Source organism: Pandoraea apista (assembly GCF_001465595.2).
GTDB lineage: Bacteria > Pseudomonadota > Gammaproteobacteria > Burkholderiales > Burkholderiaceae > Pandoraea > Pandoraea apista.
In genome coordinates, this window is the sequence record NZ_CP013481.2 from 259586 (window position 1) to 285621 (window position 26036).

Here is a 26036-nt window from a genome sequence, read left to right on the forward strand (position 1 = left end):
GGCGCGCGGGCTGTCGCCGATATGGCACCGCCGACACCCTCTCGCGTCACGGGAAATCGGGCGCGATTGCCCGTCCCACGGGCCTCGCGGGGCATGACGGCCGCGTTGTGGGCAGCGTTGCCGGTGGTTTTGTCAGCCGTCACCGACAAGACCTGTCACGCATCGCGGTGTAAGCTATCGGCCAGACAGGCTCCGACTCGCCCGTAGGCTTTAGGGGCGGCGTCCCGTAGATGGCGTCGTGCCGGCCGAAGGCTCGACCGATACATGACAGAACCCTCCCGTGCGCGCCCGAGCCGGCCCGCCGACGTCTCTTCCCCCGTGCCGCTGCCGATGGCTGCCGGTGGGCCCAGCGCTGCGGCATCTGCCGCCGGCGGGGCCGGTGGCAACCCGCCCGGGCCGCCGCCACCTCCGTCCCCTCCACCCGTCGAAGCCGCCTGGCTCGCGTTACCCGCGCCCTTGCGCTGGCTCCGGCGCTTTCCCTGGAGTGCATCCCGGCCCTGGCTGATCGTGGCCGGCGTTGCCCTGCTCGGCCTCTTCGTCTTCGACGCGCTGCATCACATGCTGCGTCACGTGCATTACGACAACATCGTCGCCGCGATTCACGACACGCCTGTGACGCGTCTGGTGCTTGCCATGTTGGCAACCCTCGCGAGCTACGCGGCCCTCACCGGCTACGACATCTCCGGGCTTCGCTTTGCCGGGGCGACGGTGAAACGCTCGACGGTCGTGCTCACGTCGTTCATCGCCTACGCGTTGGGTAATTCCGTCGGGCTCGGCGTGCTCACCGGCGGCACCGTGCGCATGCGCATGTACGCCGCCGCCGGGATCGACGCCTCGAAGGTCGCGCACGCCGTGGCGTTCAACGCCGGGGCGTTCGGGCTGGGCATGACGGTGTTCGGCTCGCTCGGCATGTTGTGGGGCGCGTCGCGCGTCTCGGCGCTGGTGCCGATTCCGGCGTGGCTGTTGCAGGGCCTCGCCGTGTTGCTGCTCGCGGGGGCTGCCGCCTTCCTCGTGCTGTGCACCCGCAAGCGCTCGGTGTCGCTGTTCGGCCGCTGGGCGATTCCCCTGCCGCCGCTTCGTCTCGCGTTGCGCCAGTTGCTGATCTCTGCCGCCGATCTGGGCATGGCCGCCGCTGCGCTGTGGTGCCTGCTGCCGGCGGGCGTGGTGGATCTGCCGACCTTCGTCGTCTTCTATGCCATTGCCATGGCGCTCGGCGTGCTCAGTCATGTGCCGGGTGGCGTGGGCGTGTTCGAGGCCGTGATTCTGCTCGCAACGAACGGCCACGCGCCCATCAGTCAGGTGGCGGGGGCGCTGGTGCTCTATCGCGGGATCTATTACCTGTTGCCGCTGATGCTCGCGGCGTGCCTGCTCGCCGGGTTCGAGCTGCGCCAGGGGCCGGCGGCGCCGATCGGGCGCGCCGCCGTGCGGCTCTTCCCCGGGCTGCTGGCGGCGCTCACGCTGGTCGCCGGGGTGATGCTCCTGATCTCGGGGGTGACGCCCGCCACGCGCGACGCCGAAGACTTCCTGCGCAATCACGTGCCGCTGTTCCTGGTGGAGGTATCGCACTTGCTCGGCAGCGTGGCCGGGTTGGCGATGCTGTTCCTTGCGCGCGGGTTGTTGCACCGGCTCGATGCGGCGTGGTGGGGGTCGCTCGCGCTGACGATCGTTGCGGCGGTGCTGGCGATTCCGAAGGGCATCGCGTTGTCGGAGTGCTTTGTTCTGGCCGTGCTTGCCACGTTGCTGCTCGTCTCGCGCAAGCAGTTCGACCGGCGCTCGTCGCTCTTCACGCAGAAATTCGAGCCGGGCTGGATCATTGCGGTGCTCTCGGTGCTGGGCGCGTGTACGTGGCTGATGTTCATGTCGTACCGGCGCGTGGGCTACGCGAATCAGCTCTGGTGGCAGTTCACGTTCGACGGCGATGCGCCGCGCTCGATGCGCGCGCTGATGGTCGTGGCCGTGATCGGGCTGGGTCTCTCGTTGTGGCAACTGCTGCGTCAGTCGCCCGGCGCGATGGTGCCGGCGAGCGAAGAGGAACTGGCGCGGGCGAAGGCGATTATCCGCAAGCAACCGGCCGCCGACGCCTGCCTTGCGCTCATGGGCGACAAGAGCTTTCTGTTCTCGCCGTCGGGCAACGCTTTCATCATGTACGCGAAGCATCGTCGCTCGTGGGTGTCGCTCTCGGACCCGGTTGGCGATCAGAAGGAGTGGCCCGAACTGATCTGGCGGTTCATCGAACTGGCCGACGCGCATGGCGGGCGCGCCGCGTTCTACAAGACGCGTCCGCAGGCGTTGCCGTTGTATATCGACGCCGGATTGCGCGCCTACAAGCTCGGCGAGGAGGCGTTCGTCTCGCTGCCGGACTTCAGTCTGCAAGGCGCGCGTCGGGCGAATCTGCGGCATGGCGCCGCACGCGGCGAGCGCGAAGGACTGACGCTGGAGATCGTGCCGCCCGAGGCCGTTGCACCGCATCTCGCCGAAATGCGACGGGTCTCGGACGCGTGGCTCGCGCGTCAGCACACGCGCGAGAAGGGTTTCTCGCTTGGCGCATTCGACGATGCCTACGTTGTGCGGCAGCCGGTGGCGCTCGTGCGCCGTGAGGAGCGCCTCGTGGCTTTCGCCACGCTCATGTGTCCTGACGTGCAGCGCATCGAGGCGAGCGTCGACCTGATGCGGCAGGTGCCCGACGCGCCGCCGGGCACGATGGACTTCCTGTTCGCCAGGCTGATGCTGCATTTCAAGGCGCAGGGCTACCAACGTTTCGGCCTCGGTATGGCGCCGATGTCGGGGATGGAGACGCACCAGTTGGCGCCTCGCTGGCATCGCTTTGGCCGCATGATGTTTGCGCACGGGGCGCGCTTCTACAACTTCCGCGGGCTGCGCAGCTTCAAGGACAAATTCGATCCGCAGTGGGAGGCGCGTTATCTGATGACGCCGGGCGGCATCGCGCCGATGCTCACGCTCGCCGATGTGGCCGCGCTCGTGGGCGGTGGCTGGAAAGGGATGATTACGAAATGACAGGGCAGACGATGGTGACGCGCGGCGGGTCGAACGAAGCGCGCGTGGGATCGCGCAATCTCAAGCACGTCGGCGACACGCGGCGCTGGGGGCGTCGCGTCGCGGTGAGTGCGGCGGTGTGGGCCGTGACGATGACGCCGGTCGCCGTGCTGGCCCAGACGGCGACTTCGGCCCAACCGACGGAAGCCACGCCGGCAGCAGAAGCGACGCCGGCAGCGAAGGCAGCGGGGAATCGCCCCAACGTACTCAGGCCCGCTCCCAAGGCGGGTCCGGTTGCGCAGTCGCCCGCTGCGGCGTCGAGCGTGGCTTCCCCCGTGATGCCTCAGGCGGCGGCGGCTGCCGCCGGCGCGGCCGCGTTTAGAAGCGCGGGCGGCGCTGCGCCGGAGATCATGACGCATGGCCGCTTCGAGAACGTGCCCATCTTCCGGCCGCAGGGCGAGGCGAATGCGACGGTACTCTTCTTCTCGGACGACGATGGCTGGACACCGCGTGCGGAGCGCATGGCCCGCGCGCTTGCGGATACCGGCGCGCTGGTGGCCGGCATCGACACCGCGAGGTTGATGGCCAACTACACCAAGGACGACATTGCCTGCGTCTACGCCGCGGGCGATCTCGACAACTTCGGCAGATGGGTCGAGGCGGCGGTGAAGCTGCCGGGCTACACGCCGCCGATTCTCGTGGGCGACGGCGTGGGCGGCACGTTCGCCTACGCCATGCTCGCGCAGGCGGGCAACGACACGTTCTCGGGGGCGCTGTCGGTCGACTTCTGCCCGGTGTTGCCGATGTCCCGGCCGTTGTGCCAGGGCGAGGGCGTGCACTTCGGACGCGGCATCACGCACACGGCCGGCGGCGCGCCGATGCGGTTGCTGCCTGCTCCGGTCATGAGCGCACCGTGGATGACGATGGGGGGGCCGGTCAGTAGCCCGGTCGGTAGCGCTGCCGCGCGTGCGCCGCGTTGCTCCGATCGCGTTGCGCAGGAGTTCGCCGCGCGCACGCCGAATTCGACCTGGCTCGTCGGCGGGCTCGCGGGCAGTCTTGGCGCCGTGGATACCTCCGGCACGCCGACCGCCACGGGGGCACCGTCCACGCCTGTGCTGGCCGACTGGATGACGCAGTACAAGAACGCTTTCCGCCGCCTGAACGCCCATCACGTGGCGGGCACGGCCCGTCCGCCTGCCGCCGTGGCCGATCTGCCGGTCATCGAGGTGCCGGCCACGGGCAAGCCTGCCGCGAACCTGGCCGATACCTTCGCGATCCTGATGTCGGGCGATGGCGGCTGGGCCGGACTCGACCGCGACGTTGCCGGGGCGCTCTCCGCGCACGGCATCCCGGTGGTCGGCGTCGATTCGCTGCGTTACTTCTGGTCGGCGCGCACCCCGGCGTCCGGCGCGCTCGACATCGACCGTCTCATGCGCTTCTATCAGACCCGGTGGAGCAAGAAACGCGTGATTCTCATCGGCTATTCCCAGGGCGCCGACGTGCTGCCGTTCATGGTCAATCGTCTGCCTCCCATGGCGCGCGAGCGCGTCGGGTTGCTCGTGCTGATGGGACTTGGCCAAAAAGCGGATTTCGAATTCCGCATGACCAACTGGGTGATGTCGAGCCAGAACGGCTTGCCGATTCGTCCGGAAGTGGAGCGTCTGCCCGATGGCATGGCGATGTGCGTCTACGGGGCCGATGAAGACGACAGCAACTGCCCGGGGCTCGATCCCAGGCGTGTTCAGGTCGTGAAGATGCCGGGCGGCCACCATTTCGACGGCAACTACACCGGGTTGGCCGACGTGATTCTCCAGGGGCTCGCCAAGCGTTAGTCAAGCTTTGGTCACGCGTTGGTCACGCGTTGGTGCCGATCAGTCGTGCCGGGTCAACGTAGCGGGGATATCAGCGATATCGGGGACCCGCTTTTTCTCGCCTTGCCTTCCGTGCAGGCGCTCCGTACACTGCCGCCAGTTTTCCCATCGACCCAGGTTCCGCGCGTGCCGTTAGATACGGCACGGCACACAGGAGAAGATCGACATGGCTGAGGGTTATTTCCCGAAGTGGCAGCAACAGGACACGGGCTCCGGCCGCGTGATCGCCCCCGATGAGCGTTTGGCCTGGCCGCAGACCATCGCAATGGGGGTGCAACACGTGGTCGCCATGTTCGGCTCGACCGTGCTCGCACCGTTGCTCATGGGCTTCGACCCGAACCTCGCGATCTTCATGTCGGGCATCGGCACGTTGCTCTTCTTCGTGCTCGTTGGCGGGCGCGTGCCCAGCTATCTCGGCTCGAGCTTCGCCTTCATCGGCCTCGTCATTTCGGTAACGGGCTATGCAGGCAGCGGTCCGAACCTGAATATCCCCGTGGCGCTTGGCGGCATCATCGCCTGCGGCGTGCTCTACGCCATCATCGGCCTGATCGTGATGGCCGTCGGCACGCGCTGGATTGAGGCGCTCATGCCGCCGGTGGTCACGGGCGCCGTGGTGGCGGTCATCGGCCTGAATCTGGCGCCGGTCGCCGTGAAGGGTGTCTCGGCCACGAGCTTCGACACGTGGATGGCGCTCGCGACGGTGCTGTGCGTGGGCCTCGTGGCGGTGTTCGCACGCGGCATGGTGCAGCGTCTGCTGATTCTCGTGGGCCTGTTGCTTGCCTACGTGCTGTACGCCGTGCTGACCAACGGCATGGGGCTGGGCAAGCCGATCGACTTCGCTATCGTGGCCAACGCGGCGTGGTTCGGTCTGCCGCATTTCGCCGCGCCGGTGTTCAAGCCGGAAGCCATGGTGCTGCTTGCCCCCATCGCCATCATTCTGGTGGCGGAAAACCTCGGGCACATCAAGGCGGTGAGCGCCATGACCGGACAGAACCTCGACCGCTACATGGGCCGCGCCTTCCTCGGCGACGGGTTGGCGACGATTGTCTCGGGCAGCGTCGGCGGCACGGGGGTGACCACGTATGCCGAGAACATCGGTGTGATGGCCGTCACGAAGATCTACTCGACGGTGGTGTTCGCGGTGGCGGCGGTGATCGCGCTGGTGCTCGGCTTCTCGCCGAAGTTCGGCGCCGTCATCCAGACGATTCCCGGCCCGGTGCTCGGCGGCGTGTCGATCGTGGTGTTCGGTCTGATCACGGTGGCCGGCGCGCGCATCTGGGTGCAGAACAAGGTCGACTTCTCGGATAACCGCAATCTGATCGTCGCGGCGGTCACGCTGGTGCTCGGCGCAGGCGACTTCACCCTGAAGTTCGGCAGCTTCTCGCTGGGCGGCATCGGCTGCGCCACGTTCGGCGCGATCATCCTGTACGCGCTGCTGCGCGGGCGCGGGGCATCGAGGCCGGCAGCGATGTAATTCGCCTCGCCCTTCCGCGAAAGGGATGGCGAGATGGCATAACGGCACGACGCTTATGTCGTGCCGTTTTCGTTGGTGGCGACGGGAGCGGCCAGCCGTTCGAGCAGTTGCCGTGCGTAGACGGGCAGGGCGTCGCGCTCGCGCACGCACAACACCAGCGTTCGCAGTGCCCACGGGTCGGAGAGCGGCACGATGCCGATGCCAAGCGTCGCCGCCGATCGACGGGCCGCGCTCAGGGGCACGATCCCCAGCGCAGCCCCCGCCGCCACGGCGCGGCACAGGCTGTCGAAGTCGCGCAGACGCAGACGGTAGCGCAGGGGCCGTCCGGCCCGTCTGGCGTGACCGTCCAGATGCTCGGCCAGCGCGCTTTGTTCTGGCAGGCCGATGAATTCGGTATCGAGTATGTCGATGAGCGCCACCGCGTGCTGCCCGGCCAGCGCATGAGCCGGTGGCGTGACGACCACCAGCCGGTCTTGCCGGAACGGCACCGTCTCCAGTCCCGTCAGTTCGATCCAGTCGGAGACGACGCCAATGTCCGCCGCGCCTTCGAGCACCGCTTGCACGACCGCCGGACTCGTCTGCTCACGCAGCGAGATCTCGACGTTCGGATGCTCGGCAAGGAACGCTCCCAGCAGATCGGGCAGGAACTCGGACATCGCAACGGTGTTGGAGGCAATGCGTACGTTGCCCTTGAGTCCGGCCGCGTATTCGCCCAATTCGCCGCGCATCTGTTCGATCTGGGCGAGCACGCGTCGGGCGTGAGCGAGGAGGGCGCGTCCGGCGGGCGTGGGAATCACGCCCTGGCGGTGGCGCATGAAGAGCGCAACACCTAGCGTTTCCTCGAGACCGCGAATGCGCGCACTGGCGGAGGCCAGTGTCAGGTGGGCGCGCTCGGCGCCGCCGGTGATGCTGCCCGCTTCGGCAACCAGCAGGCAAAGACGCAGATCGGTCAGGTCGAATCGCACGATGCAGGCGGCAGGGTGTTGGGGCAATGGCGTCAGTGTAGCGGCTTGGCCGGGGTGCCCGCACGCGTTGTGCAACGTCCGGATATCGAACCTCGCGGGACCGCGAACATCGATCTCGACTGACTTGGGAAAGGGCACATGGTAAACTACGCCCTTTCAAGACACGGCCGTACCCGCGACGGCCTCGCCCGCCAAGCCGCTGATTTCATCGCCGGCGGGTCGTCTTGCCGGCGTCTTCCGGCGCGTCGCCCAAATGAGCGCGATGCCCGTCTCACGCCCGACGCGGGCATTCCACCAAAAATAAACAACATCGATACGCGCGGGGACACTCATCGTGGAGTCCGCGCATTGGTCTTTATATGTCTTTTGAAACGCTCGGCCTATCGGCCGACATCCTGCGTGCGGTTGCCGACCTCGGCTATACCCACCCGACTCCGATTCAACTGCAAGCGATCCCGGCCGTTCTGCAAGGCGGGGATCTTCTCGCCGGCGCCCAGACCGGGACCGGCAAAACGGCGGGCTTCACGCTGCCGATCCTGCAAATGCTCGCTTCGCGCGCGCGTCCTGCGTCGGCCAACGGCAAGCGCTCCGTGCGCGCGCTCGTTCTGACGCCCACGCGCGAACTTGCGGCACAGGTCGAGGAAAGCGTCACGCAATACGGCAAGTACCTGAACCTCACGTCCATGACCGTGTTCGGTGGTGTGTCGATGGTGCCGCAGGTCAAGCAATTGGCGCGTGGCGTGGATATTCTCGTCGCCACGCCGGGCCGTCTGCTCGATCACATGCAGCAAAAGACGGTCGACCTGTCCGGCGTCGAGATTCTCGTGCTCGACGAAGCCGACCGCATGCTCGACATGGGCTTCATCCGCGATATTCGCCGTGTGCTCGCGGTGCTGCCTGCGAAACGTCAGAACCTGCTGTTCTCGGCCACCTTCTCCGACGAGATCAAGCAACTGGCCGACGGTTTGCTCAAGTCGCCCGCGCTGATCGAAGTCGCGCGTCGCAACACGACCGCCGAGACCATTGCGCAAAAGATTCACCCGGTCGATCGCGACCGCAAGCGCGAACTGCTCGAACACCTCGTGCGCGAGCACAACTGGTTCCAGGTGCTCGTGTTCACGCGCACCAAGCACGGCGCGAACCGTCTGGCCGAACAGTTGACGAAGGGCGGCATTCCCGCACTCGCCATCCACGGCAACAAGAGTCAGGGCGCTCGTACGCGTGCGCTCGCCGAATTCAAGAGCGGCACGCTGCAAGTGCTGGTCGCGACCGATATCGCCGCGCGCGGCATCGACATCGACCAACTGCCGCATGTGGTCAACTTCGATCTGCCGGAAGTGGCGGAAGACTACGTGCACCGCATTGGCCGCACGGGTCGCGCAGGCGCAAACGGTGAAGCCGTGTCGCTCGTGTGCGTGGACGAGCATCTGCTGCTCACGCAGATCGAACGTCTCATCAAGCGCACCATCGACCGTGAGGTGATTCCGGGCTTCGAGCCGGACCCGCACGCCGTGGCGCAACCGATTCGCAAGACGCCGCAAGGCCGTGGCGCCGGTGGTCGCGGCGCTCGCAGCGGCGGTGACGACGCGCGTCAACCCGCACGCGCACCGCGTGAAGCCCGTGAGCCGCGTCAGGGCGGTGAGCCGAAGCCGCGTCGCGAAGGCGAGCGTGGCGGTCGTCAGGGCGGCAATGGGGGTAATGGCGGCAATGGTGTCAAAGGTGTGAACACCGGTAGCGGTGGTCGCGGCGGCAGTGGCGGCAGTGGCGGCAGGGCCGGCACCGGTGTCAATGCCGGAGCCGCCGGAACCGTGGGGAGCGCAGGTCAAGGCGCCCAGCGTCAGCCGGCGCCGAAGCGTCAGGGCGATGCCCAACGCGCGCCCGCGCGTGCCGCACAGAATGCTGCTGCGCCGCGTCAAGGTCACGATGGACGTAATGCACAGAATGCACAGAACGCCACGCGTGGTCAGGGCGGGGGTAGCGAGCGCGGTGACTTCGCTCAGCGGGGTTCGCGCCCGGCGCGCCGCGACGGGGCCGGTGGTGCCCTGCTCATGGGCAAATCCAAGCGCGACTAAGCGCTCGCCGAGGTAGCGACGACGCGTGCGCAACTCAACATTCCGATGAACTTGAGTTGCGCATCCGGCATTCGTGCGTCGTCACGCGATCTCGCGCGCAAGGCTCGCGATTCTCATCTGTGAGCACCGGTCAGCGCCATCCGGACTCTCCCGGAAGGGCGGGCTGCGCAAAATAAGTAAAATATTAACTTTTTGCGCCCGGCGGCCCGGGCATGGCAGAAGCGGCGAGGCTGGGGGTATTTCCATCACCCCAACCGCACCGGCTCGCCAGCGCAAGCGCCGCTTTCCCGTTCTTCGAGGATTTCATGATCGCCCGTGTCACCCGGCTGTTCCCGTTGTGGGCCCTGCTGCTGTCCGTTTTCGCCTTTCTTTCGCCCGGCAGCTTCTCCGGCATTACGCCGCACGTCACGGCGCTCCTGACCGTTGTGATGTTCGCGATGGGCGTGACGCTGACCTTCGACGACTTCAAGCGCGTCTTCACGCGTCCCGCGCCGATCGTCGCGGGCGTGGTGCTGCACTATCTCGTCATGCCGCTGGCCGCCTGGGTCATCGCACGCGTGCTGCACATGCCGCCCGACCTGACGGCGGGCATGGTGCTCGTCGGTAGCGTGGCAAGCGGCACGGCATCGAACGTCATGATCTATCTCGCCCGTGGCGACGTGGCCCTGTCGGTCACGATCAGCGCCATGTCCACGCTCGTCGGCGTCTTCGCCACGCCGTTGCTCACGCGCTTGTACGTCGATGCATCGATTGCGGTGGACGTCGAGGGCATGCTGCTGTCGATTCTTCAGATCGTGGCGTTGCCGATCGGTGCGGGCCTGCTCATCAACCGCTATCTCGGTCGTGCGGTGCGTGCGGTCGAAGGCTATCTGCCGCTGGTCTCGATGGTGGCGATCGTGCTCATCATCGGCGCGGTGGTCGGCGCGAATCAGGGCAACATTGCCACGGTGGGGCCGTTGGTGATGGTCGGCGTGATACTGCACAACGGACTGGGGCTGCTCGGCGGTTATTGGGGCGGACGCCTGCTGGGCTTCGACGAATCGATCTGCCGCACGCTGGCCATCGAAGTCGGCATGCAGAACTCGGGGCTGGCCGCCACGCTCGGCAAGATCTACTTCACGCCGCTCGCCGCACTGCCGGGCGCGCTCTTCTCCGTTTGGCATAACCTCTCGGGGTCGCTGCTCGCGGGCTACTGGCGCGGTCGTCCGACCGGCACCGCCAACGATGCGCAGGCAACGGCCACGCGTGCGCTTCATTGAGTCTTGCTTGCGCCGCACACGGGTGTGTGCGGCGCGCAACGGGTTCGCGCACCGTCATCGCGCGATTTGCCTTTCTGGCGCGCATCGCCTACAACTCAACTGCGTTGTGCATGACGGCGCGAGGGTGCGGCACAACAGCGTGTGCCGACGGGCGCGACATGCTTGAGAAATTCAATATCCCCTCGGCCACACACATCCGCCGCGAGACCGATCTCGCGACCCTTCCGAACGTCACCGTCGATGCGCGTGAGTTCTCCGGATCGGTGAGCCGCAAGCCTGTGCAACTCGCACGCGCCTGCCGTCGTCTTCAGAACGCGTTCTGACGGCGGGACGATCGGCGCGCCGAAAGAATGCCGGGTAACGCGCGTGAGCGGTGGCAGTGAACGTTTTGTTGGGAGTCCGTCATGTCTTTGCGTGTCAACGGGATTGTCATCGACGCACGCCGTGTTGCCGATGAGATCGATCTGCATCGAGATGCGGCCGATCCGGAAGTCGCCGCTCAGCGCGCGCTCGTGAGCCGTGAGTTGCTGCGTCAACGTGCGCGAGACTTGCGGCTGCTGGCCGATACCGATGAGGCGGGGGTGAGCGACGACGCGGTTGTCGACGCGCTCTTCTCGCGCGACGTGCAGGTGCGTCGTCCGACCGAGGCCGAATGCCGGGCCTACTTCCACGAACATGCAGGGCAGTTCCGCGTTGGCGACAAGGTGCAGGCGAGCCACATTCTGTTTGCGCTGTCGGCGGCCGTGCCGCTATCGAGCACGCTGAGCCGGGCGCAGGCGGCGCTGGACGCGGTGCTCGCCGAGCCGGCTTCGTTCGAGTCGGTCGCGCGAACGATGTCGGATTGTCCGTCAGGCCGCGCAGGCGGCAGCCTGGGCATGCTCGCGCGTGGCAGCGGTGCGCCGGAGTTTGAACTGGTGCTGTTCTGCGGCGACCGCCTGGGCGTGTTGCCTAGGTTGGTGAACACGCGCTACGGCTTTCACATCGTGCGCATCGAACGGCGAGTCAAAGGACGCATGCCGCCTTTCGAGCGCGTGGCCGAACGCATTGCCGCACAGTTGTACGAACAAGCCCGTGCGCGGGCGCTGCGTCACTACGTGGCGCTGCTCGCCGGGGCCGCCGAGATCAGCGGCGCCAACGATAGTGCAGGGCCGACACGCGTGCAGTGACCGAGGCCGGTCGATAGCAAAGGGCGCGCCTGAACGTGATTGAGGCGCGCCCTTTCTGCATGATGGACGTCGATCGACCCTCCGCTTCCGATCAGCCGACGACCAACTCGAGCGTGAGCGTGTCGAGCGTGAACGAGCCGTCGTCCTGAATCTTGAAATGACGGCGTACGTCGTCCGCCATCGCGGTTTGCAACGCGCGAATGGCCACCTGCATCGGCTCTGGCGTGCGCATGCGCGTCGTCCACGTCTTGAAGTCGAGTTCGAGCGTGCGCGGCGTGAGCGATGCCACCGAAAATCCCGCCCCTGCCGCCATCATCATCCATTCGCTCGCGGCGTAGTCGCGCACGTGCGACGTGTCGCGCAGCACTTCGACCGCTTGCAGATACGTGTCGAACAGCGGCTGTCCGGTTGAGGCGACGTCGCAGATCACGACACGGCCGCCGGGCTTGAGCACGCGGCGCATCTCGCGCAGCGCGGCGCCCACATCCGCCCAGTGATGCGCACTGTAGCGGCTGAAGACGAGATCGAAGCTGGCGTCGCTGAAGGGCAGCGATTCGGCCGCGCCGAGTTGCGTGTCGACGTTCGTCAGCCCGCGCTTCGCGGCCTCACCGGCGACCACGCCGAGCATGTCGGCCGACAAGTCGTAGGCCACGACACGCGCGACGTGAGGCGCGGTGAAGAAGCTCACGTGACCCGCACCACAGCCCAGATCCAGCACCTGAGCCCCCGGATGGGCGCGCGCAATCGCGGCGAGTTGCTCCAGATCGGCGCCCTTCGCGTGATTGGCGCTCGTCAGATAGGCGGACGCCTGCGGGCCGAACTGACCGGTGACGACGGCGTTGTGCGCGTTGTGCGCATTCGGGCTGTCAGGGGCAGGGGCATCATGCGCCGCAGCGGCGGTGGTGGATTGCGGGGTATCGCTCACGGCGAGTCTCCTTGGTCTGTGGGGTAGGGCGCGTTGCATTCGACGACGTTGTGCGCAGGGGCTTGCGCGACACCGATGGGTCTCACGATAATGGCTCGTCGATACCGGTACAAGTTACCTATTTATCCTGGTATGAAAACTACCCCCATGGCATCGCCCAACGCTTCGTCGGGAGAACCGGCTCCGCATGCCGATGATGCGCGCCAGCGTCGAGCGCTGGGAGACTTTCTGCGCGCGCATCGCGAGCGGCTTACGCCGGCGGCGGTCGGACTGCCCCTGCTCGGGCGGCGTCGCACGCCGGGGTTGCGGCGCGAGGAAGTGGCGCAGTTATGTGGTCTGTCGTCGACCTGGTACACGTGGATCGAGCAGGCGCGGGAGGTGTCGATTTCCGCAGGCGCGCTGGCAGCCGTCGCCGGTGCGTTGCGGCTCTCGCGTGCCGAACGGGCGTATCTCTTCGATCTGGCGGGCAAGCGCGACCCGGAGCGCGGCGCCGAGCCGTTGCCGCACCACGCCGCTGCGCAGGTGCAGGCGGCGGTCGCTGCGGTGGCCGCGCCCGCCTACGCGCTCGACCGGTGTTGGGATGTCCTCGCATGGAACGCCGCCGCCGCCGACCTCTTCCGGGGCTGGCTCGACGTGCCCGGCGCGAAGAATCTGCTGCGCTACATCTTTCTCGACGCCGGGGCGCAGACCTTGATTCAGGATTGGGAGCGCCGCGCGCAACGCGTCGTTGCCGAGTTTCGCGCGGAATGCAGCGCCTACCTCGACGACACGCCCGTGCGTGCGCTGACCGACGTGCTGCAACGCGAGAGCAGCGTGTTCGCGGCGCTCTGGTCGCAGCAGGACGTCGTCGAGCGTGAAGGCGGCCGGCGCGGCTTCCATCATCCGGTGCGCGGGGATATCGACTTTGCGCAGGTCACGTTTCGTCTGTCGGGGCATGACGACGTCAAGCTCGTGATGTTGCTGGCGTAGTGCGGCGCTGTCGTGGCTGGCGCAAGTGTCAGCCGGCGGGGCGCAGCCACTGCACGAGCAGCGTGGCGCTGGCCATGCCGAGCAACGTCATGATGAGCGACCCGCCTACGTGAACGATCACGATGAGCGAGGCCCAGCCCATTTCCCCCTGGCGCAGCAGCGTGGTGACTTCGGCCGAGAAGGTGGAGAACGTGGTGAGGCCGCCGAGAAACCCGGTGACGATCAGCAGACGCCATTCGACCGGAATCGACGGAAAGTGGCTGAACAGCGCGACGGCGACCCCGATCAGATAGCCGCCCACGAGATTGGCCGCGAGGGTGCCGAGCGGGAGCGTCGGCAAGATCGCATTGAATTGCACGCTCAACACCCAGCGCAGTAGCGCGCCGAGGGCAGCCCCGATGCTGATGGCGAAGACCGAAGCAAACATGGGTGACTCCTGAGCCGATCGGATGAAAAAAAACGGCCAGTCCTTTCGGACCGGCCGCTCTCGCCTCTCAAGCGAATACTACGGGCATTGCCACAGGACTTAGTCCTTCGGGAACGACGTGGCGCCGCCGTGCGCGCCCGACCATTCGGCCGGCGCGTGCAGGAATTTCTCGACTTCGTCGAGCGTCTTCGTGTCGAAGTGGTTCTGCTGCTTGGCAACGCGCAGCACATCCCACCACGTAGCGAGCGAGTGCAGCTGGACGTCGATGTCCTTGAGCACCTGACGGCTCTCCGGGAAGATGTCGTAGTGGAAGATCACGAACACGTGATTCACGCTCGCACCGGCTTCGCGCAGCGCCTTGCAGAAGTTGATCTTGCTGCGACCGTCGGTCGTCAGATCTTCCACGAGCAGCACGCGCGAGCCTTCCGGCAGATCGCCTTCGATCTGCGCATTACGGCCGAAACCCTTCGGTTTTTTGCGAACGTACTGCATCGGCAGCATCAGCTTGTCGGCGATCCAGGCCGCAAACGGAATGCCCGCGGTCTCACCGCCGGCGACCGTGTCGAACTGCTCGCAGCCGACGTCCTGAATGATGACGGCCTCGGCGAAGTCCATCAGCGTACGGCGCACACGCGGGTACGAGATCAGCTTGCGGCAGTCGGTGTAGACCGGGCTGGCCCAGCCCGAGGTGAAGATGTACGGCTTCTCGGCGTTGAAATGCACCGCGCCCACTTCGAGCAGGATCTTGGCGGTGATGTCGGAAATCGCCTGGCGGTCGATGCCAATCATGATGCGGTTCCTTAGCGTAGCTGCCCGCCGTGGGGCGTGCAGCCAGGAGTCATGGGTAAGTCAGCGGGGTGCCGCAGCGCGTAGGGCGCGTTAGCAGGAACGCCGTCTCAGGCGGCGGATCTGCACGTCTTGCGACGACCGACCGGCGCTTAAACGCGAATTATGCCACAAGTTTCAGCAGACGCGAGGGCAATTATGCACTGAGCGTATATTTTAGACGCAAGGCATACGCGCAGTGTGCCCGCACGGCGCATATGAAAAACCCGTTCCGACAGATGAGTCCAAAAAAAGAGACAGTTGCCGAGCCTTTATGACAGGCATACACTCTCGCCGAAATTCAGACCCGCCGGACACGCTCATGCCTAACGATTCCTCGCCCTCGCTTGCGGCTACTGCCGTGCCGCAAGACAACGCCTACGCGAAGCGTGCCCTCTGGGCCTCGGCCATCGGCTACGCCATGGACGGCTTCGATCTGCTGATTCTCGGCTTCATCCTGCCGGCCATCGCGGCCGACCTCGCGCTGACCAGCACACAGTCCGGGTCGCTCGTCACGTGGACCCTCGTTGGCGCGGTCGTTGGCGGCATCGTCTTCGGCATGCTGTCCGATCGCTATGGCCGCGTACGGGTGCTGTCGTGGACGATCCTGGTCTTCGCCGTGTTCACCGGCCTGTGCGCGCTCGCACAAGGCTATTGGGACTTGCTGGCGTACCGGACGATTGCCGGTATCGGTCTGGGCGGCGAGTTCGGCATCGGCATGGCGCTCGCGGCGGAAGCGTGTGCGCCGGAGCGTCGTGCGCGGGCGTCGTCGTTCGTGGGACTGGGATGGCAGGCCGGGGTGCTGGCCGCCGCGCTGCTCACGCCGCTGCTGCTGCCGGTCATCGGCTGGCGCGGCATGTTCGCCGTTGGCCTGCTGCCGGCGGTCGTGTCGTTCGTCATGCGCCGCACGCTCGGTGAGCCCGAGATGTTCCTCGCGCAACAAAAGCAGCCGCGCGAACACGCGCCGCTCAAGTTGCTGGTCAAGGACGGCGCCACCACGCGCGCGAGCCTTGGCGTGGCGATCCTGTGCTCGGTGCAGAACTTCGGTTACTACGGCCTGATGATCTGGATGCCGTCGTACCTGTCGAAGACGTTCGGCTACTCGCTCACCAAATCGGCCATGTGGACGGCGGTGACGGTACTCGGCATGGCGTTCGGCATCTGGCTGTTCGGCCGTCTGGCCGATCGCTTCGGCCGCCGCCCGACGTTCATCGGCTATCAGATCGGCGCGGTCGTAATGGTGTTCGTCTACGCGCAGTTGCAGTCGCAATTCGCGCTGCTGATCGGCGGTGCGGTGATGGGGCTGTTCGTGAACGGCATGATCGGTGGCTACGGCGCACTGATTTCCGAGCTTTATCCGACGGCCGCGCGTGCAACGGCGCAAAACGTGCTGTTCAACATCGGCCGCGCCGTGGGCGGTTTCGGACCGCTCACGGTCGGTGCCCTGGCGGCTGCCTATTCGTTCAAGATGGCGCTCGTCTTCCTCGCCAGCATTTACGTGCTCGACATTCTCGCCACGCTGTTCCTGATTCCGGAGCGTCGCGGCGAAGCGCTGGAATAAGGCGCATCGACTGTCCCAACGCACGCGCGGCAGGCGCCGCGTGCAGCATCAAGCTTTCGGCGCAAGGTGTACACTTTGCGTCCTGCGGTGCGTCCGGCGCACCGTCAGTCCCGCGATCCGGCGCGCGCAAGCGCGGCATGCCGGGTCGGGGAAGCGGCGGTCATCACGCTGCCGCGCACAGAAGAAAACCGTCGACGACACAATCGCCGAATCCCTCCGGTTGGCTCTTCCCCGCCGTGATCCGTTAAAAGACGACCGAGCCCAGACGCTGCCCGCATGCGGCACGGGCCCGGCCGTCGCCCTGTCCTTAGGTATCGAGATATGGATGAACAACTGAAACAAAGCGCCCTGGCGTACCACGAGAATCCGCGTCCGGGCAAAATCTCGGTGACGCCGACCAAGCCGCTGTCGAACCAGATCGATCTGTCGCTGGCCTACTCCCCCGGCGTGGCCTACGCCTGCGAAGCCATCGCGGAAGACCCGCTGGCAGCCAACCGCTACACGTCGCGCAGCAACCTCGTCGGTGTGATTACCAACGGGACCGCCGTGCTCGGTCTGGGCAACATTGGCCCGCTCGCCGCCAAGCCGGTGATGGAAGGCAAGGGCTGCCTGTTCAAGAAGTTCGCCGGCATCGACGTGTTCGACATCGAACTCGCCGAGCACGACCCGGACAAGCTCGTCGAAGCCATCGCCATGCTCGAGCCCACGCTCGGCGGCATCAACCTCGAAGACATCAAGGCGCCCGAGTGCTTCTACATCGAGAAGAAGCTGCGCGAGCGCATGAAGATTCCGGTCTTCCACGACGACCAGCACGGCACCGCCATCATCGCCTCGGCCGCAATCCTCAACGGCCTGAAGGTCGTTGGCAAGGACATCGGCCAGGTCAAGCTGGTCTGCTCGGGCGCCGGCGCTGCCGCCATCGCCTGTCTGGATCTGCTGGTGAACCTCGGCCTGAAGAAAGAGAACATTCTCGTTCTCGACTCGAAGGGCGTGATTCACACCGGCCGCGACAAGCTCGACGAGAGCAAGGCGCGCTACGCCGTGGCGACCGAAGCTCGTACGCTGGCCGACGCGAGCAACGGCGCCGACGTGTTCCTCGGCTGTTCGACCGCCGGCGTGCTGACCGCCGACATGGTCAAGACGATGGGCACGAAGCCGCTGATTCTGGCGCTTGCCAATCCGGAGCCGGAAATCCGTCCGGAAATCGCGAAGGCTGCGCGTCCGGACTGCATCATCGCGACCGGCCGTTCGGACTACCCGAACCAGGTCAACAACGTGCTGTGCTTCCCGTTCATCTTCCGTGGCGCGCTCGACGTTGGTGCGACCACCATCACGGAAGAAATGAAGCTCGCCACCGTGCGCGCCATTGCCGAACTGGCACAGGAAGAAGAGCAGAGCGAAGAAGTCGCGCGCGCCTATGAAGGCCAGTCGCTCGAATTCGGCCCGGAATACATCATTCCGAAGCCGTTCGATCCGCGTCTGATCATCAAGATTGCCCCGGCCGTGGCGCAAGCCGCGATGGATTCGGGCGTGGCCACGCGTCCGATCAAGGACATGGACGCCTACCGCGAACAACTCGGCACGACCGTGTATCGCACCGGCTTCATCATGCGCCCGGTGTTCGCCGCCGCCCGTGCCCGCTTCGGCAACGACGCTGCCCGCATCGTGTTCGCGGAAGGCGAAGACGAGCGCGTGCTGCGCGCCGCCCAGTTCGTGCTGGCCGAGCGCATCGCCAAGCCGATCATCATCGGTCGTCCGGCCGTGGTGGAAATGCGTCTGCAAAAGATCGGCTCGAAGCTCAAGCCGGGCGTCGATTTCGAGATCGTGAATCCGGAAGACGACACGCGCTATCAGCGTTGCTGGCAGGAGTATCACAACCTTGGCGCGCGTCACGGTGTGACGCCGGAAGTCGCCAAGGCGGCCATGCGCAAGGACAACACGCTGATCGGCGCGATCCTCGTGCGTCTGGGCGAAGCCGACGGCATGATCTGCGGCATGATCGATACGTACCATCGCCATCTGGATGTGGTCGATCAGGTGCTCGGCCGCGCCGCCGGTGTCGAGAACTACGCGGCGATGAACCTGTTGATGCTCGAGAATCGCAACCTGTTCATCAGCGATACGTACGTCAACGAAGTGCCGACCTCGGAGCAACTCGCCGAGATGACGGTTCTTGCGTCGAAGGAAATCGAGCGCTTCGGCATCGCCCCGAAGGTGGCGCTGCTCTCGAACTCGAACTTCGGCAGCGTGAAGTCGGCATCGGCCCAGCGCATGGCCGACGCCGCGGCGCTTCTTGCCAAGCGTGCGCCGGAGCTGGAAGTCGACGGCGAAATGCACGGCGACGCCGCCCTGTCGGAGACGATCCGTCGCGCGGCTTACCCCGCGTCGCGTCTGTCGGGCGAAGCGAACCTGCTCGTCATGCCGAACGTGGAAGCGGCGAACATCACGTACAACCTGCTCAAGATGACGGGCGGTGAAGGCGTGACGGTCGGCCCGTTCCTGCTCGGCTGCGCCAAGCCGGTTCACATCCTGACGCCGGCCGCTACGGTGCGCCGCATCATCAACATGACGGCTGTCGCTGCGGCTAACGTCAACCGTTGAGGATGAGGGCGGACATGTCGTCGGGAGAGACCCCGGCGTGCATGTCCGCCAACTTGCCCACCGGGCGAGAGCGCATAAAAAAATCCCGCCAGCGCGTGAGCGTCTGGCGGGATTTTTATTGGACTGACTTATTGGACTGACGTCTTGGGGCTCAGGCCGCCGCGCGATGCGAACCGCCATCACGGAATTGCGCGAGCAACTTCGTCCACTTGATGCGCGTGGCCGCGAGGTTCTGCTCCTTGACATGACCGTAGCCGCGAATGTCCTGCGGCAACTCCGCCAGTTGCACGGCCAGCGACACGTTTTGCTCGTTCAGACCCGTGACCAGTTCGTTGACCAGCGCTTCGTACTCGCCGATCAGCGCGCGTTCCGTGCGACGCTCCTGCGTGCGGCCGAAGATGTCGAACGCCCCGCCGCGCAGCCCCTTGAGCTTCGCCAGCACGCCGAACGCCTTCATCATCCACGCGCCATAGGCTTTCTTCACGAGATGCCCCTTGTCGTCGTGCTTGGCCAGCGACGGCGGTGCCAGATGGAAGCGCAGCGTGAAGTCGCCTTCGAACTGCTCGTTCAACTTCTTCATGAACGCCGGATCGGTGTAGAGACGCGCGACCTCGTACTCGTCCTTGTAGGCCATGAGCTTGTACAGCGCACGCGCGACGGCTTCGGTCAGCGGCATTTGCATGGTGTCGCTCGCCAGGGCCGATTCCGCGGTGCGCACGCGGTCCACCGTTTGCTTGAAGCGTTCGGCGTAAGCGCGATCCTGATAGGCCACGAGCTGATCGTAACGACGTTGGATCAACGTATCGAGCGCGCGCGGCGAGTGCAGCGTAATCAACTTACCGCCAGCGGCCGACGATTCCGCAGACTCCGCAGACGCGTTCTGCTGCGCGAGCCGGTGCACGGTGGCCAGATCGTGGGCGGCGCGACGTCCCCATTCGAACGCCTGCTTGTTCTTCTCGATCGCCACGCCGTTCAGTTCGATGGCACGCGTGAGCGCCGCATACGACAGCGGTACCCAACCCTTCTGCCATGCGTAGCCCAGCACGAACGGGTTCGTGTAGATGGTGTCGCCGAGCAGTCGCAGCGAGAGGTGATTGGCATCGACGAAGTCGACGTTGTCACCGGCCGCCGCGCGGATGTCGCTCTCCGTGCTCGCGCCCGGGAAGCGCCAGTTCGGGTTGCGGATGAAATCGGCCGTCGGCGTGTGCGCGCTGTTGACTACGACGTTCGTCACGCCGTGCTGCACGCGCGAGAGCGTGTCGTCGCTGGCCGTCGTGATGGCGTCGCAACCGATCACGACACGGGCGTCGCCCATGGCGATACGCGTGGCGTGAATGTCTTCCGGTTGCAGTGCGATCTGCACGTGGCTCGTCACCGCGCCGCCTTTCTGCGCGAGGCCGGTGACGTCGAGCGTCGTGACGCCCTTGTTTTCCAGATGCGCTGCCATGCCGAGCAACCCGCCGATAGTCACCACGCCCGTGCCGCCCACGCCCGTCACGAGAATGCCGTACGGACGCGTGATGGCCGGCAACGCCGGTTCGGGCAGGGGCGGCAGCCCGCTGCTGTCGATCTGCGCCGTCTTCGGCTTGCGCAACTGACCGCCTTCCACCGTCACGAAGCTCGGGCAGAAGCCGTTCAGGCACGAGAAATCCTTGTTGCACGTCGACTGGTTGATCTGACGCTTCGTGCCGAATTCCGTTTCCAGTGGCTCGACCGACAGGCAGTTCGACTTCACGGAGCAGTCGCCGCAACCTTCGCAGACCGCTTCGTTGATGACCACGCGCTTGGCCGGATCGGGATACGCACCGCGTTTGCGGCGGCGGCGCTTCTCGGTGGCACACGTCTGGTCGTAGATCAGGATCGACGTGCCCTTGACCAGCCGCAGTTCGCGCTGCACGCGATCCAGTTCGCTGCGGTGGTAGATGGGAACGTCGCCGACGAGCTTCACGCCGTCGTACTTCTCGGGCTCGTCCGTCACGATGACGATCTTCGTCGCGCCCTCGGCATCGACCTGCGCCACGATCTGCGGCACGCTGAGCGTGCCGTCGACCGGTTGGCCGCCGGTCATCGCGACCGCATCGTTGTACAGAATCTTGTAGGTGATGTTGACCTTCGACGAGATCGCCGCGCGAATCGCGAGCAGACCCGAGTGGAAGTACGTGCCGTCGCCGAGGTTGGCGAAGATGTGTTCATCGCACGAGAACGGCGCCTGCCCGATCCAGGGCACGCCTTCGCCGCCCATCTGCGAGAAGGTGTCGGTCTTGCGGTCCATCCACACGGTCATGTAGTGGCAACCGATACCGGCGATAGCGCGCGAGCCTTCGGGTACATTGGTCGACGTATTATGCGGGCACCCCGAGCAGAACCACGGCTTGCGCTCGACCGCGACGCGCGGCTTGGCGAGGGCTTGCTCCTTTGCCTCGATCACGCGCAGACGCGCGGCAATACGCTCGCGCACGTCGCTCGGCAGCTCGAACTTCTCCAGGCGCGTGGCAATCGCCTTGGCGATCAGGGCCGGCGAGAGTTCGTAGTGCGCGGGCAGCAGCCAGTTGGCCATTGGCACCGACCATTCGCCGCCGGCGCCGTCCTTCTCGTCGAACTTGCCATACACGCGCGGCCGCACGTCGTCGCGCCAGTTGTACAACTCTTCCTTGATCGCGTATTCGAGGATCTGACGTTTCTCCTCGACCACCAGAATCTCTTGCAGTCCCTGTGCGAACGCGCGCGCACCCTGCGCTTCGAGCGGCCACACACAGCCCACTTTGTACAGACGGATGCCGATGCGCTGGCATGTCGCTTCGTCCAGCCCCAGATCGGCGAGGGCCTGACATACATCGAGATACGCCTTGCCGCCGGTCATGATGCCGAAGCGCGCGTGGGGCGAATCGATCATCACGCGGTCGAGTTTGTTGGCGCGCACGTAAGCGAGCCCGGCGTACCACTTGTAGTCGAGCAGACGTGCTTCCTGCACCAGCGGCGGATCGGGCCAGCGGATGTTCAGGCCATCGGGCGGCATGATGAAGTCATCCGGCAGTCGGATCTCGACGTTGTGAGGATCGATCATCACCGAGGCGGACGACTCGACCACATCCGTCACGCACTTCATGGCGACCCACAGGCCGGAGTAACGGCTCATCGCCCAGCCATGCAGGCCGTAGTCGAGATACTCCTGAACGTTCGAGGGATACAGCACGGGAATGCCGGCTGCCTTGAAGACGTGTTCGGATTGATGGGCGAGGGTGGAGGATTTGGCGGCGTGGTCGTCGCCTGCGAGCACCAGCACGCCGCCGTGCTTCGACGAGCCGGCCGAGTTGCCGTGCTTGAGCACGTCCATGGAGCGGTCGACGCCGGGGCCCTTGCCGTACCACATGGAGAACACGCCGTCGAACTTGGCGGGGTACAGATTGACCTGCTGCGAGCCCCACACGGCGGTGGCCGCGAGGTCTTCGTTCAGGCCGGGCTGGAAGACGATGTTATGGCTGGCGAGGTGCTGTTTGGCTTTCCATAGCGACAGATCCAGACCGCCTAGCGGCGAACCGCGATAGCCCGATATGTAGCCGGCGGTGTTGAGTCCGGCGGCAGCATCGCGCGCCTGCTGCAACATCGGTAGCCGAACCAAGGCCTGGATGCCGCTCATGTATGCGCGACCGCGCTCGAGCGTGTATTTGTCGTCGAGCGTGACCGATTCTAGTGCGGCCAGCAAGCTCGGATTGACAGGGGCGTTCATGGGGTGTGCTCCTCACTCTCACTGATTTTGGGATCGCCAAAACTTCCTGCCCCTCCCGCTCTCGTGAAGCAGGACGGCAGTGGTGAATGCCGGCCTCTGACTATTGCTTGCCCGGGTGCTCACTTGCGTGACGTCACCCGTCGAGCGGGGCCTTTTATCGTGATACTGATGCCAGTCGGACTTATGTTAGCACCGGTGTCAGAGCATTGCCTGACGCCGACGCTCACGTCTCATAGGTGCCGATCGGGGGCAGTATAACGAGGATTATGACGTTTACGTAAACGTCAGATGGCTGGCGTAAACCCTCGTCTGGTGTTTCCGCCTTACCCCCTCACATAACCCACAGGTGCGGCATCGGGACGCACTGCTACTTTCGGATTTCGCCTCAAAATGTCGGCATTGTGTCGCGAATATGTCGGCAACCGTACGTTTGTCGGTGTTATCTGACACATGGGTAACAACGTGTAACGATTCGCGGCGCATGGGAACAGACCGGGCAAAATGCCTACTAATGCCTTACCCGACACGTTGGGTACGTACTTAGCGCACAGTCAGTGCGCGTAGCAATAAAGCGATACGCAAGAAGGAGTCACTGTGAATCAACGAAACATCGCCAAATTCCTGCTGGTTTCCGCTTCGTTTCTGACCCTGGAAGTGAGCGTCGCTCGCGCCGACGAAATGGCGCGCGACAAGACGGCCGAACCTACCCCCATTACGCAGACGCAGCAGCGAACCACGCAACAGCCGCAGCGTTATGAAGGCCCGCTCGACCAGCGCACGATCGATCCGCGAGAATTCCAGCGCCGCTAATGCGGCCCGAACCCTGCTGAGCGCGTTGCCCTATCGGCGACACGCTTCTACCCACCCAGGCGCCACCCCTCCAGGCTGGCGCTTTTTCTTTGCCCGGCGGCATGCCAACATTCAGCCCTGCGCTGTAATCTGCCGTAATCGTCTTGTCGAGGCGATGTCTTCCTGAAAATAAAAATATTGCGCAATAATGTTGCGCATATATACCAATAACGGGGAGATAAATGTCAAAACTGGAGCTGGACAAGATCGATCGCCGGATTCTCGCCTTGTTGCAAAGCAATGGCCGGTTGTCCAATCTCGAAATCGCCGAGCAGGTCCGCCTGTCCCCGAGTCCCTGCTTGCGGCGTATCCGGCGTCTTGAGGAGGCGGGGGTCATTCGCGGCTACGTTGCGCTGCTGGAGCCAACCCGGCTCGGGCTCGGTCTGCTCGCCTACGTCAACGTGCGGCTCGACAAACGGCATCCTGGCGACGGGGAGGGCGGCTCGGTCATCGAGCATTTCCGCAGCGTGGTCGATACCTGGACGGAAGTCGTCGGCTGCTATGCGATGGCAGGTGACATGGACTACCTGCTGCGCGTGCATGTGCGCGACATGGCGCACTTCTCGCGATTCATGCAGACGCAACTGATCGTGCATCCGAGCGTCGTGGACGTCAAAACGAGTTTCGTGCTCGATCAGCTCAAAGAGACGACGGCGCTTCCGTTACCGTAAATTGAGCGGCACCGCCATTGTGACGAAGACAAAAAACCCGGCCAATCGGCCGGGTTTTCTTTTTTGCGGAATCGCTGAAGCGTGGGTCAGGCGGCGCGTTGATTCGGCAGGAGCGCACCGAACAGGCGGCGGGCGTTGCGAAGCTGACGCTTGACCGCGTAATCGAAGGCGGCGACCTGATCCTGCATCATTTCCGAGAGCATCGACTGCGTGTCGGCCGGGGGCAGGCTCAGATAGGCGTCGGCTTCGCCGTAAGCGAAGTTGATCTCCATGCCGGCCTTCTTCGCAATGCGCATCATGCGCGCATTACGCGAGAGGCAGTGCATGTAGAGGGTGTCGACACGCTTGTTGCGGCAATGGATGGCGGCACGCTCGAACAAACGCGAACCGATGCCACGGCCGCGGGCCGATTCGAGCACCGAGACACCGAACTCTGCGACACGGCCGTTCTTGCCTTCCGGCAGTTGCGCGACGTGAGCCACGGCGATCAGCGCGAGGTTATCGTCGTAGACGCCAAACACGCTGTCGCGCGAGAAGTCGAGACTGGCGACGTAGCGGGTGATCACGTCGTCGGTGACGGCCTGACCAAAGCGCAGCAGGCGGTCTTCTTCGCCGAGCGCCAGGAAATGGCGCTGGAGTCGGTGGACGTCGCCCGACGTCAGCTCACGAATCATCACGCTCGACCGCTCGTTGGCGGCAACCGTCGCGCGGGCGACGTCAGGCGTGTGGTTCGGGGCAGTCATGGCGTAATCCTTAGGTATTCTTTAGTGCGTGTACTGAATTGTGCGACGCAAAAGAATTATACCCGATTGAGTAGGTAAAAACCCTAGGAAATAAATGCCTGCCGTGGAGGGAAATGTCTAAGTGGCTGAAGAATGGCGTCTTTTCTCGATCTGGCCCTCGATGGCGCTCGCCGGAGGGTTGCTGCGAGGCAACAAAAAAGGGCGACGAATCGCCCTTTTATGTGAGTGGTCACTCGCTTCGTCAGGTGCCTCAGGTGCCTTAGGTGCCTCAGGTGAGTCAGGTACGTGAGGGCGTGGCGGCGGCCGGGATGGCGGCTTCGATGCCGCCCGGCAGCGGTGCCGCGAGTCCGTGTTCGAGCACGGCGATGACTTCGTTGGCGAAATCGCGGTAGCGCATGCGGCCACCGGGTTTGAGCCAAGTGAAGGTCCAGTTGATCATGCCGAACAGCATCATCGTGAGCGCCGTCTGGTTGTGCTTGGCGACCCGATCGGGGAAGGCGCGCGAGAGTTGGCGGGCAAACGCGGCCACCACGTCACGCTGCCGGTTGAGCACGATCTCGCGTTGCTCGTCGTTGAGGAACTTCACGTCGTTGAGCAGCGCGATATGGCGCGTCTGCGACGTTTCGTACTCATCGAGAAACGCGCGGATCAGCTCATGGAACGTGTCGCGCTCGGACAGCCCGCGGCGTTGGCCAAGCGCCTCGACCTCGGTGACGATCAGCATCAGGCGCTTGGTGTAGCGCTCGAGCAGATCGAACAGGATGGCGTCCTTGCTCGCGTAGTAGTGATACAGCCGGGCTTTGGACGTGCCGCATGCGGCGGCCAGCTCGGACATCGACGTGCTCGGGTAGCTCGCGCGGGCGAAGGCCTCGGCGGCGACGTCGAGAATCTGTTCGCGCTGCGATTCGTGATCGGGCGCTTTGGTACGTGCCATAAA

General features: G+C 65.1%; 19 protein-coding genes. 12 read left to right on the forward strand and 7 right to left on the reverse strand.

Annotation, left to right across the window (positions count from 1 at the left end; translation table 11 throughout):
• Positions 1-264: 264 nt before the first annotated feature.
• The 3 genes from mprF to AT395_RS01160 all read left to right on the forward strand — a co-directional run bounded on the left by mprF (position 265) and on the right by AT395_RS01160 (position 6339).
• The gene (gene mprF / locus AT395_RS01150) at positions 265-3015 is read left to right on the forward strand and encodes a bifunctional lysylphosphatidylglycerol flippase/synthetase MprF (RefSeq protein WP_072632740.1); all 2751 of its coding nucleotides are present in this window, start codon (positions 265-267) and stop codon (positions 3013-3015) included.
• A complete protein-coding gene (locus AT395_RS01155) occupies positions 3012-4826 on the forward strand; it encodes a virulence factor family protein (RefSeq protein WP_053086331.1) in 1815 nt (604 codons plus the stop codon). Before mprF ends, AT395_RS01155 begins: the two co-directional genes overlap by 4 nt.
• Positions 4827-5031: 205 nt before the next feature.
• On the forward strand, positions 5032-6339 hold the full coding sequence (locus AT395_RS01160; protein ID WP_048628292.1) for a solute carrier family 23 protein: 1308 nt from the start codon (positions 5032-5034) through the stop codon (positions 6337-6339).
• A gap of 53 nt (positions 6340-6392) precedes the next feature.
• Here the strand turns inward: AT395_RS01160 and AT395_RS01165 are convergent, their stop codons facing one another.
• On the reverse strand, positions 6393-7304 hold the full coding sequence (locus tag AT395_RS01165; RefSeq protein ID WP_048628291.1) for a LysR substrate-binding domain-containing protein: 912 nt from the start codon (positions 7302-7304) through the stop codon (positions 6393-6395).
• Positions 7305-7663: 359 nt separating this feature from the next.
• Here AT395_RS01165 and AT395_RS01170 point away from each other — a divergent pair, with 359 nt between their 5' ends.
• The 4 genes from AT395_RS01170 (at position 7664) to AT395_RS01185 (ending at position 11801) form a co-directional block, all read left to right on the forward strand.
• On the forward strand, positions 7664-9376 hold the full coding sequence (locus tag AT395_RS01170) for a DEAD/DEAH box helicase (RefSeq protein ID WP_048628290.1): 1713 nt from the start codon (positions 7664-7666) through the stop codon (positions 9374-9376).
• Between the two features lie 305 nt (positions 9377-9681).
• The gene (gene panS, locus AT395_RS01175) at positions 9682-10635 is read left to right on the forward strand and encodes a ketopantoate/pantoate/pantothenate transporter PanS (RefSeq protein WP_048628289.1); all 954 of its coding nucleotides are present in this window, start codon (positions 9682-9684) and stop codon (positions 10633-10635) included.
• Positions 10636-10793: 158 nt separating this feature from the next.
• Positions 10794-10958 carry an LbetaH domain-containing protein gene (locus tag AT395_RS25425; protein WP_156219676.1) on the forward strand — a complete coding sequence of 55 codons (165 nt, stop codon included), beginning with the start codon at positions 10794-10796 and terminating at the stop codon, positions 10956-10958.
• 81 nt (positions 10959-11039) lie between these two features.
• A complete protein-coding gene (locus tag AT395_RS01185) occupies positions 11040-11801 on the forward strand; it encodes a peptidylprolyl isomerase (RefSeq protein ID WP_048628287.1) in 762 nt (253 codons plus the stop codon).
• Between the two features lie 91 nt (positions 11802-11892).
• Here the strand turns inward: AT395_RS01185 and AT395_RS01190 are convergent, their stop codons facing one another.
• Complete coding sequence (locus tag AT395_RS01190; protein WP_048628286.1) at positions 11893-12726, reverse strand: class I SAM-dependent methyltransferase; 834 nt, start codon at positions 12724-12726, stop codon at positions 11893-11895.
• Between the two features lie 147 nt (positions 12727-12873).
• On the opposite strand from AT395_RS01190, the gene AT395_RS01195 reads away from it, so the two are divergent.
• Complete coding sequence (locus AT395_RS01195) at positions 12874-13695, forward strand: helix-turn-helix transcriptional regulator (protein WP_048628285.1); 822 nt, start codon at positions 12874-12876, stop codon at positions 13693-13695.
• A 28-nt stretch (positions 13696-13723) separates the two neighbouring features.
• On the opposite strand, the gene crcB is transcribed toward AT395_RS01195, so the two are convergent.
• On the reverse strand, positions 13724-14122 hold the full coding sequence (gene crcB, locus AT395_RS01200; RefSeq protein ID WP_048628284.1) for a fluoride efflux transporter CrcB: 399 nt from the start codon (positions 14120-14122) through the stop codon (positions 13724-13726).
• Between the two features lie 99 nt (positions 14123-14221).
• Positions 14222-14911, reverse strand: coding sequence for an orotate phosphoribosyltransferase (locus tag AT395_RS01205; RefSeq protein WP_010806896.1), 690 nt, complete (start codon positions 14909-14911; stop codon positions 14222-14224).
• A 358-nt stretch (positions 14912-15269) separates the two neighbouring features.
• On the opposite strand from AT395_RS01205, the gene AT395_RS01210 reads away from it, so the two are divergent.
• Complete coding sequence (locus AT395_RS01210) at positions 15270-16508, forward strand: MFS transporter (RefSeq protein ID WP_048628283.1); 1239 nt, start codon at positions 15270-15272, stop codon at positions 16506-16508.
• A gap of 321 nt (positions 16509-16829) precedes the next feature.
• Positions 16830-19109: an NADP-dependent malic enzyme gene (locus AT395_RS01215; RefSeq protein WP_048628282.1), complete on the forward strand. Its 2280-nt coding sequence runs from the start codon at positions 16830-16832 to the stop codon at positions 19107-19109.
• A gap of 151 nt (positions 19110-19260) precedes the next feature.
• Here AT395_RS01215 and AT395_RS01220 read toward each other — a convergent pair whose 3' ends face one another.
• Positions 19261-22836: an indolepyruvate ferredoxin oxidoreductase family protein gene (locus AT395_RS01220; RefSeq protein WP_048628281.1), complete on the reverse strand. Its 3576-nt coding sequence runs from the start codon at positions 22834-22836 to the stop codon at positions 19261-19263.
• Positions 22837-23430: 594 nt separating this feature from the next.
• On the opposite strand from AT395_RS01220, the gene AT395_RS01225 reads away from it, so the two are divergent.
• Complete coding sequence (locus tag AT395_RS01225; protein WP_039373154.1) at positions 23431-23646, forward strand: hypothetical protein; 216 nt, start codon at positions 23431-23433, stop codon at positions 23644-23646.
• Positions 23647-23867: 221 nt separating this feature from the next.
• Positions 23868-24356, forward strand: coding sequence for an Lrp/AsnC family transcriptional regulator (locus AT395_RS01230; RefSeq protein ID WP_039373152.1), 489 nt, complete (start codon positions 23868-23870; stop codon positions 24354-24356).
• A gap of 86 nt (positions 24357-24442) precedes the next feature.
• Here the strand turns inward: AT395_RS01230 and AT395_RS01235 are convergent, their stop codons facing one another.
• Positions 24443-25099 carry a GNAT family N-acetyltransferase gene (locus tag AT395_RS01235; RefSeq protein WP_042113467.1) on the reverse strand — a complete coding sequence of 219 codons (657 nt, stop codon included), beginning with the start codon at positions 25097-25099 and terminating at the stop codon, positions 24443-24445.
• 277 nt (positions 25100-25376) lie between these two features.
• Positions 25377-26033 (reverse strand): TetR/AcrR family transcriptional regulator, encoded by a 657-nt coding sequence (locus AT395_RS01240; RefSeq protein ID WP_048628280.1) that lies wholly within the window; start codon positions 26031-26033, stop codon positions 25377-25379.
• Positions 26034-26036: the final 3 nt, after the last annotated feature.

Bases quoted from the DNA above. Each gene is read 5' to 3' on its own strand.
- mprF (WP_072632740.1), top strand. From the start codon at position 265: ATGACAGAACCCTCCCGTGCGCGCCCGAGCCGGCCCGCCGACGTCTCT.
- AT395_RS01155 (WP_053086331.1), top strand. From the start codon at position 3,012: ATGACAGGGCAGACGATGGTGACGCGCGGCGGGTCGAACGAAGCGCGC.
- AT395_RS01160 (WP_048628292.1), top strand. From the start codon at position 5,032: ATGGCTGAGGGTTATTTCCCGAAGTGGCAGCAACAGGACACGGGCTCC.
- AT395_RS01170 (WP_048628290.1), top strand. From the start codon at position 7,664: ATGTCTTTTGAAACGCTCGGCCTATCGGCCGACATCCTGCGTGCGGTT.
- panS (WP_048628289.1), top strand. From the start codon at position 9,682: ATGATCGCCCGTGTCACCCGGCTGTTCCCGTTGTGGGCCCTGCTGCTG.
- AT395_RS25425 (WP_156219676.1), top strand. From the start codon at position 10,794: ATGCTTGAGAAATTCAATATCCCCTCGGCCACACACATCCGCCGCGAG.
- AT395_RS01185 (WP_048628287.1), top strand. From the start codon at position 11,040: ATGTCTTTGCGTGTCAACGGGATTGTCATCGACGCACGCCGTGTTGCC.
- AT395_RS01195 (WP_048628285.1), top strand. From the start codon at position 12,874: ATGGCATCGCCCAACGCTTCGTCGGGAGAACCGGCTCCGCATGCCGAT.
- crcB (WP_048628284.1), bottom strand. From the start codon at position 14,122: ATGTTTGCTTCGGTCTTCGCCATCAGCATCGGGGCTGCCCTCGGCGCG.
- AT395_RS01205 (WP_010806896.1), bottom strand. From the start codon at position 14,911: ATGATTGGCATCGACCGCCAGGCGATTTCCGACATCACCGCCAAGATC.
- AT395_RS01210 (WP_048628283.1), top strand. From the start codon at position 15,270: ATGCCTAACGATTCCTCGCCCTCGCTTGCGGCTACTGCCGTGCCGCAA.
- AT395_RS01215 (WP_048628282.1), top strand. From the start codon at position 16,830: ATGGATGAACAACTGAAACAAAGCGCCCTGGCGTACCACGAGAATCCG.
- AT395_RS01220 (WP_048628281.1), bottom strand. From the start codon at position 22,836: ATGAACGCCCCTGTCAATCCGAGCTTGCTGGCCGCACTAGAATCGGTC.
- AT395_RS01230 (WP_039373152.1), top strand. From the start codon at position 23,868: ATGTCAAAACTGGAGCTGGACAAGATCGATCGCCGGATTCTCGCCTTG.
- AT395_RS01235 (WP_042113467.1), bottom strand. From the start codon at position 25,099: ATGACTGCCCCGAACCACACGCCTGACGTCGCCCGCGCGACGGTTGCC.
- AT395_RS01240 (WP_048628280.1), bottom strand. From the start codon at position 26,033: ATGGCACGTACCAAAGCGCCCGATCACGAATCGCAGCGCGAACAGATT.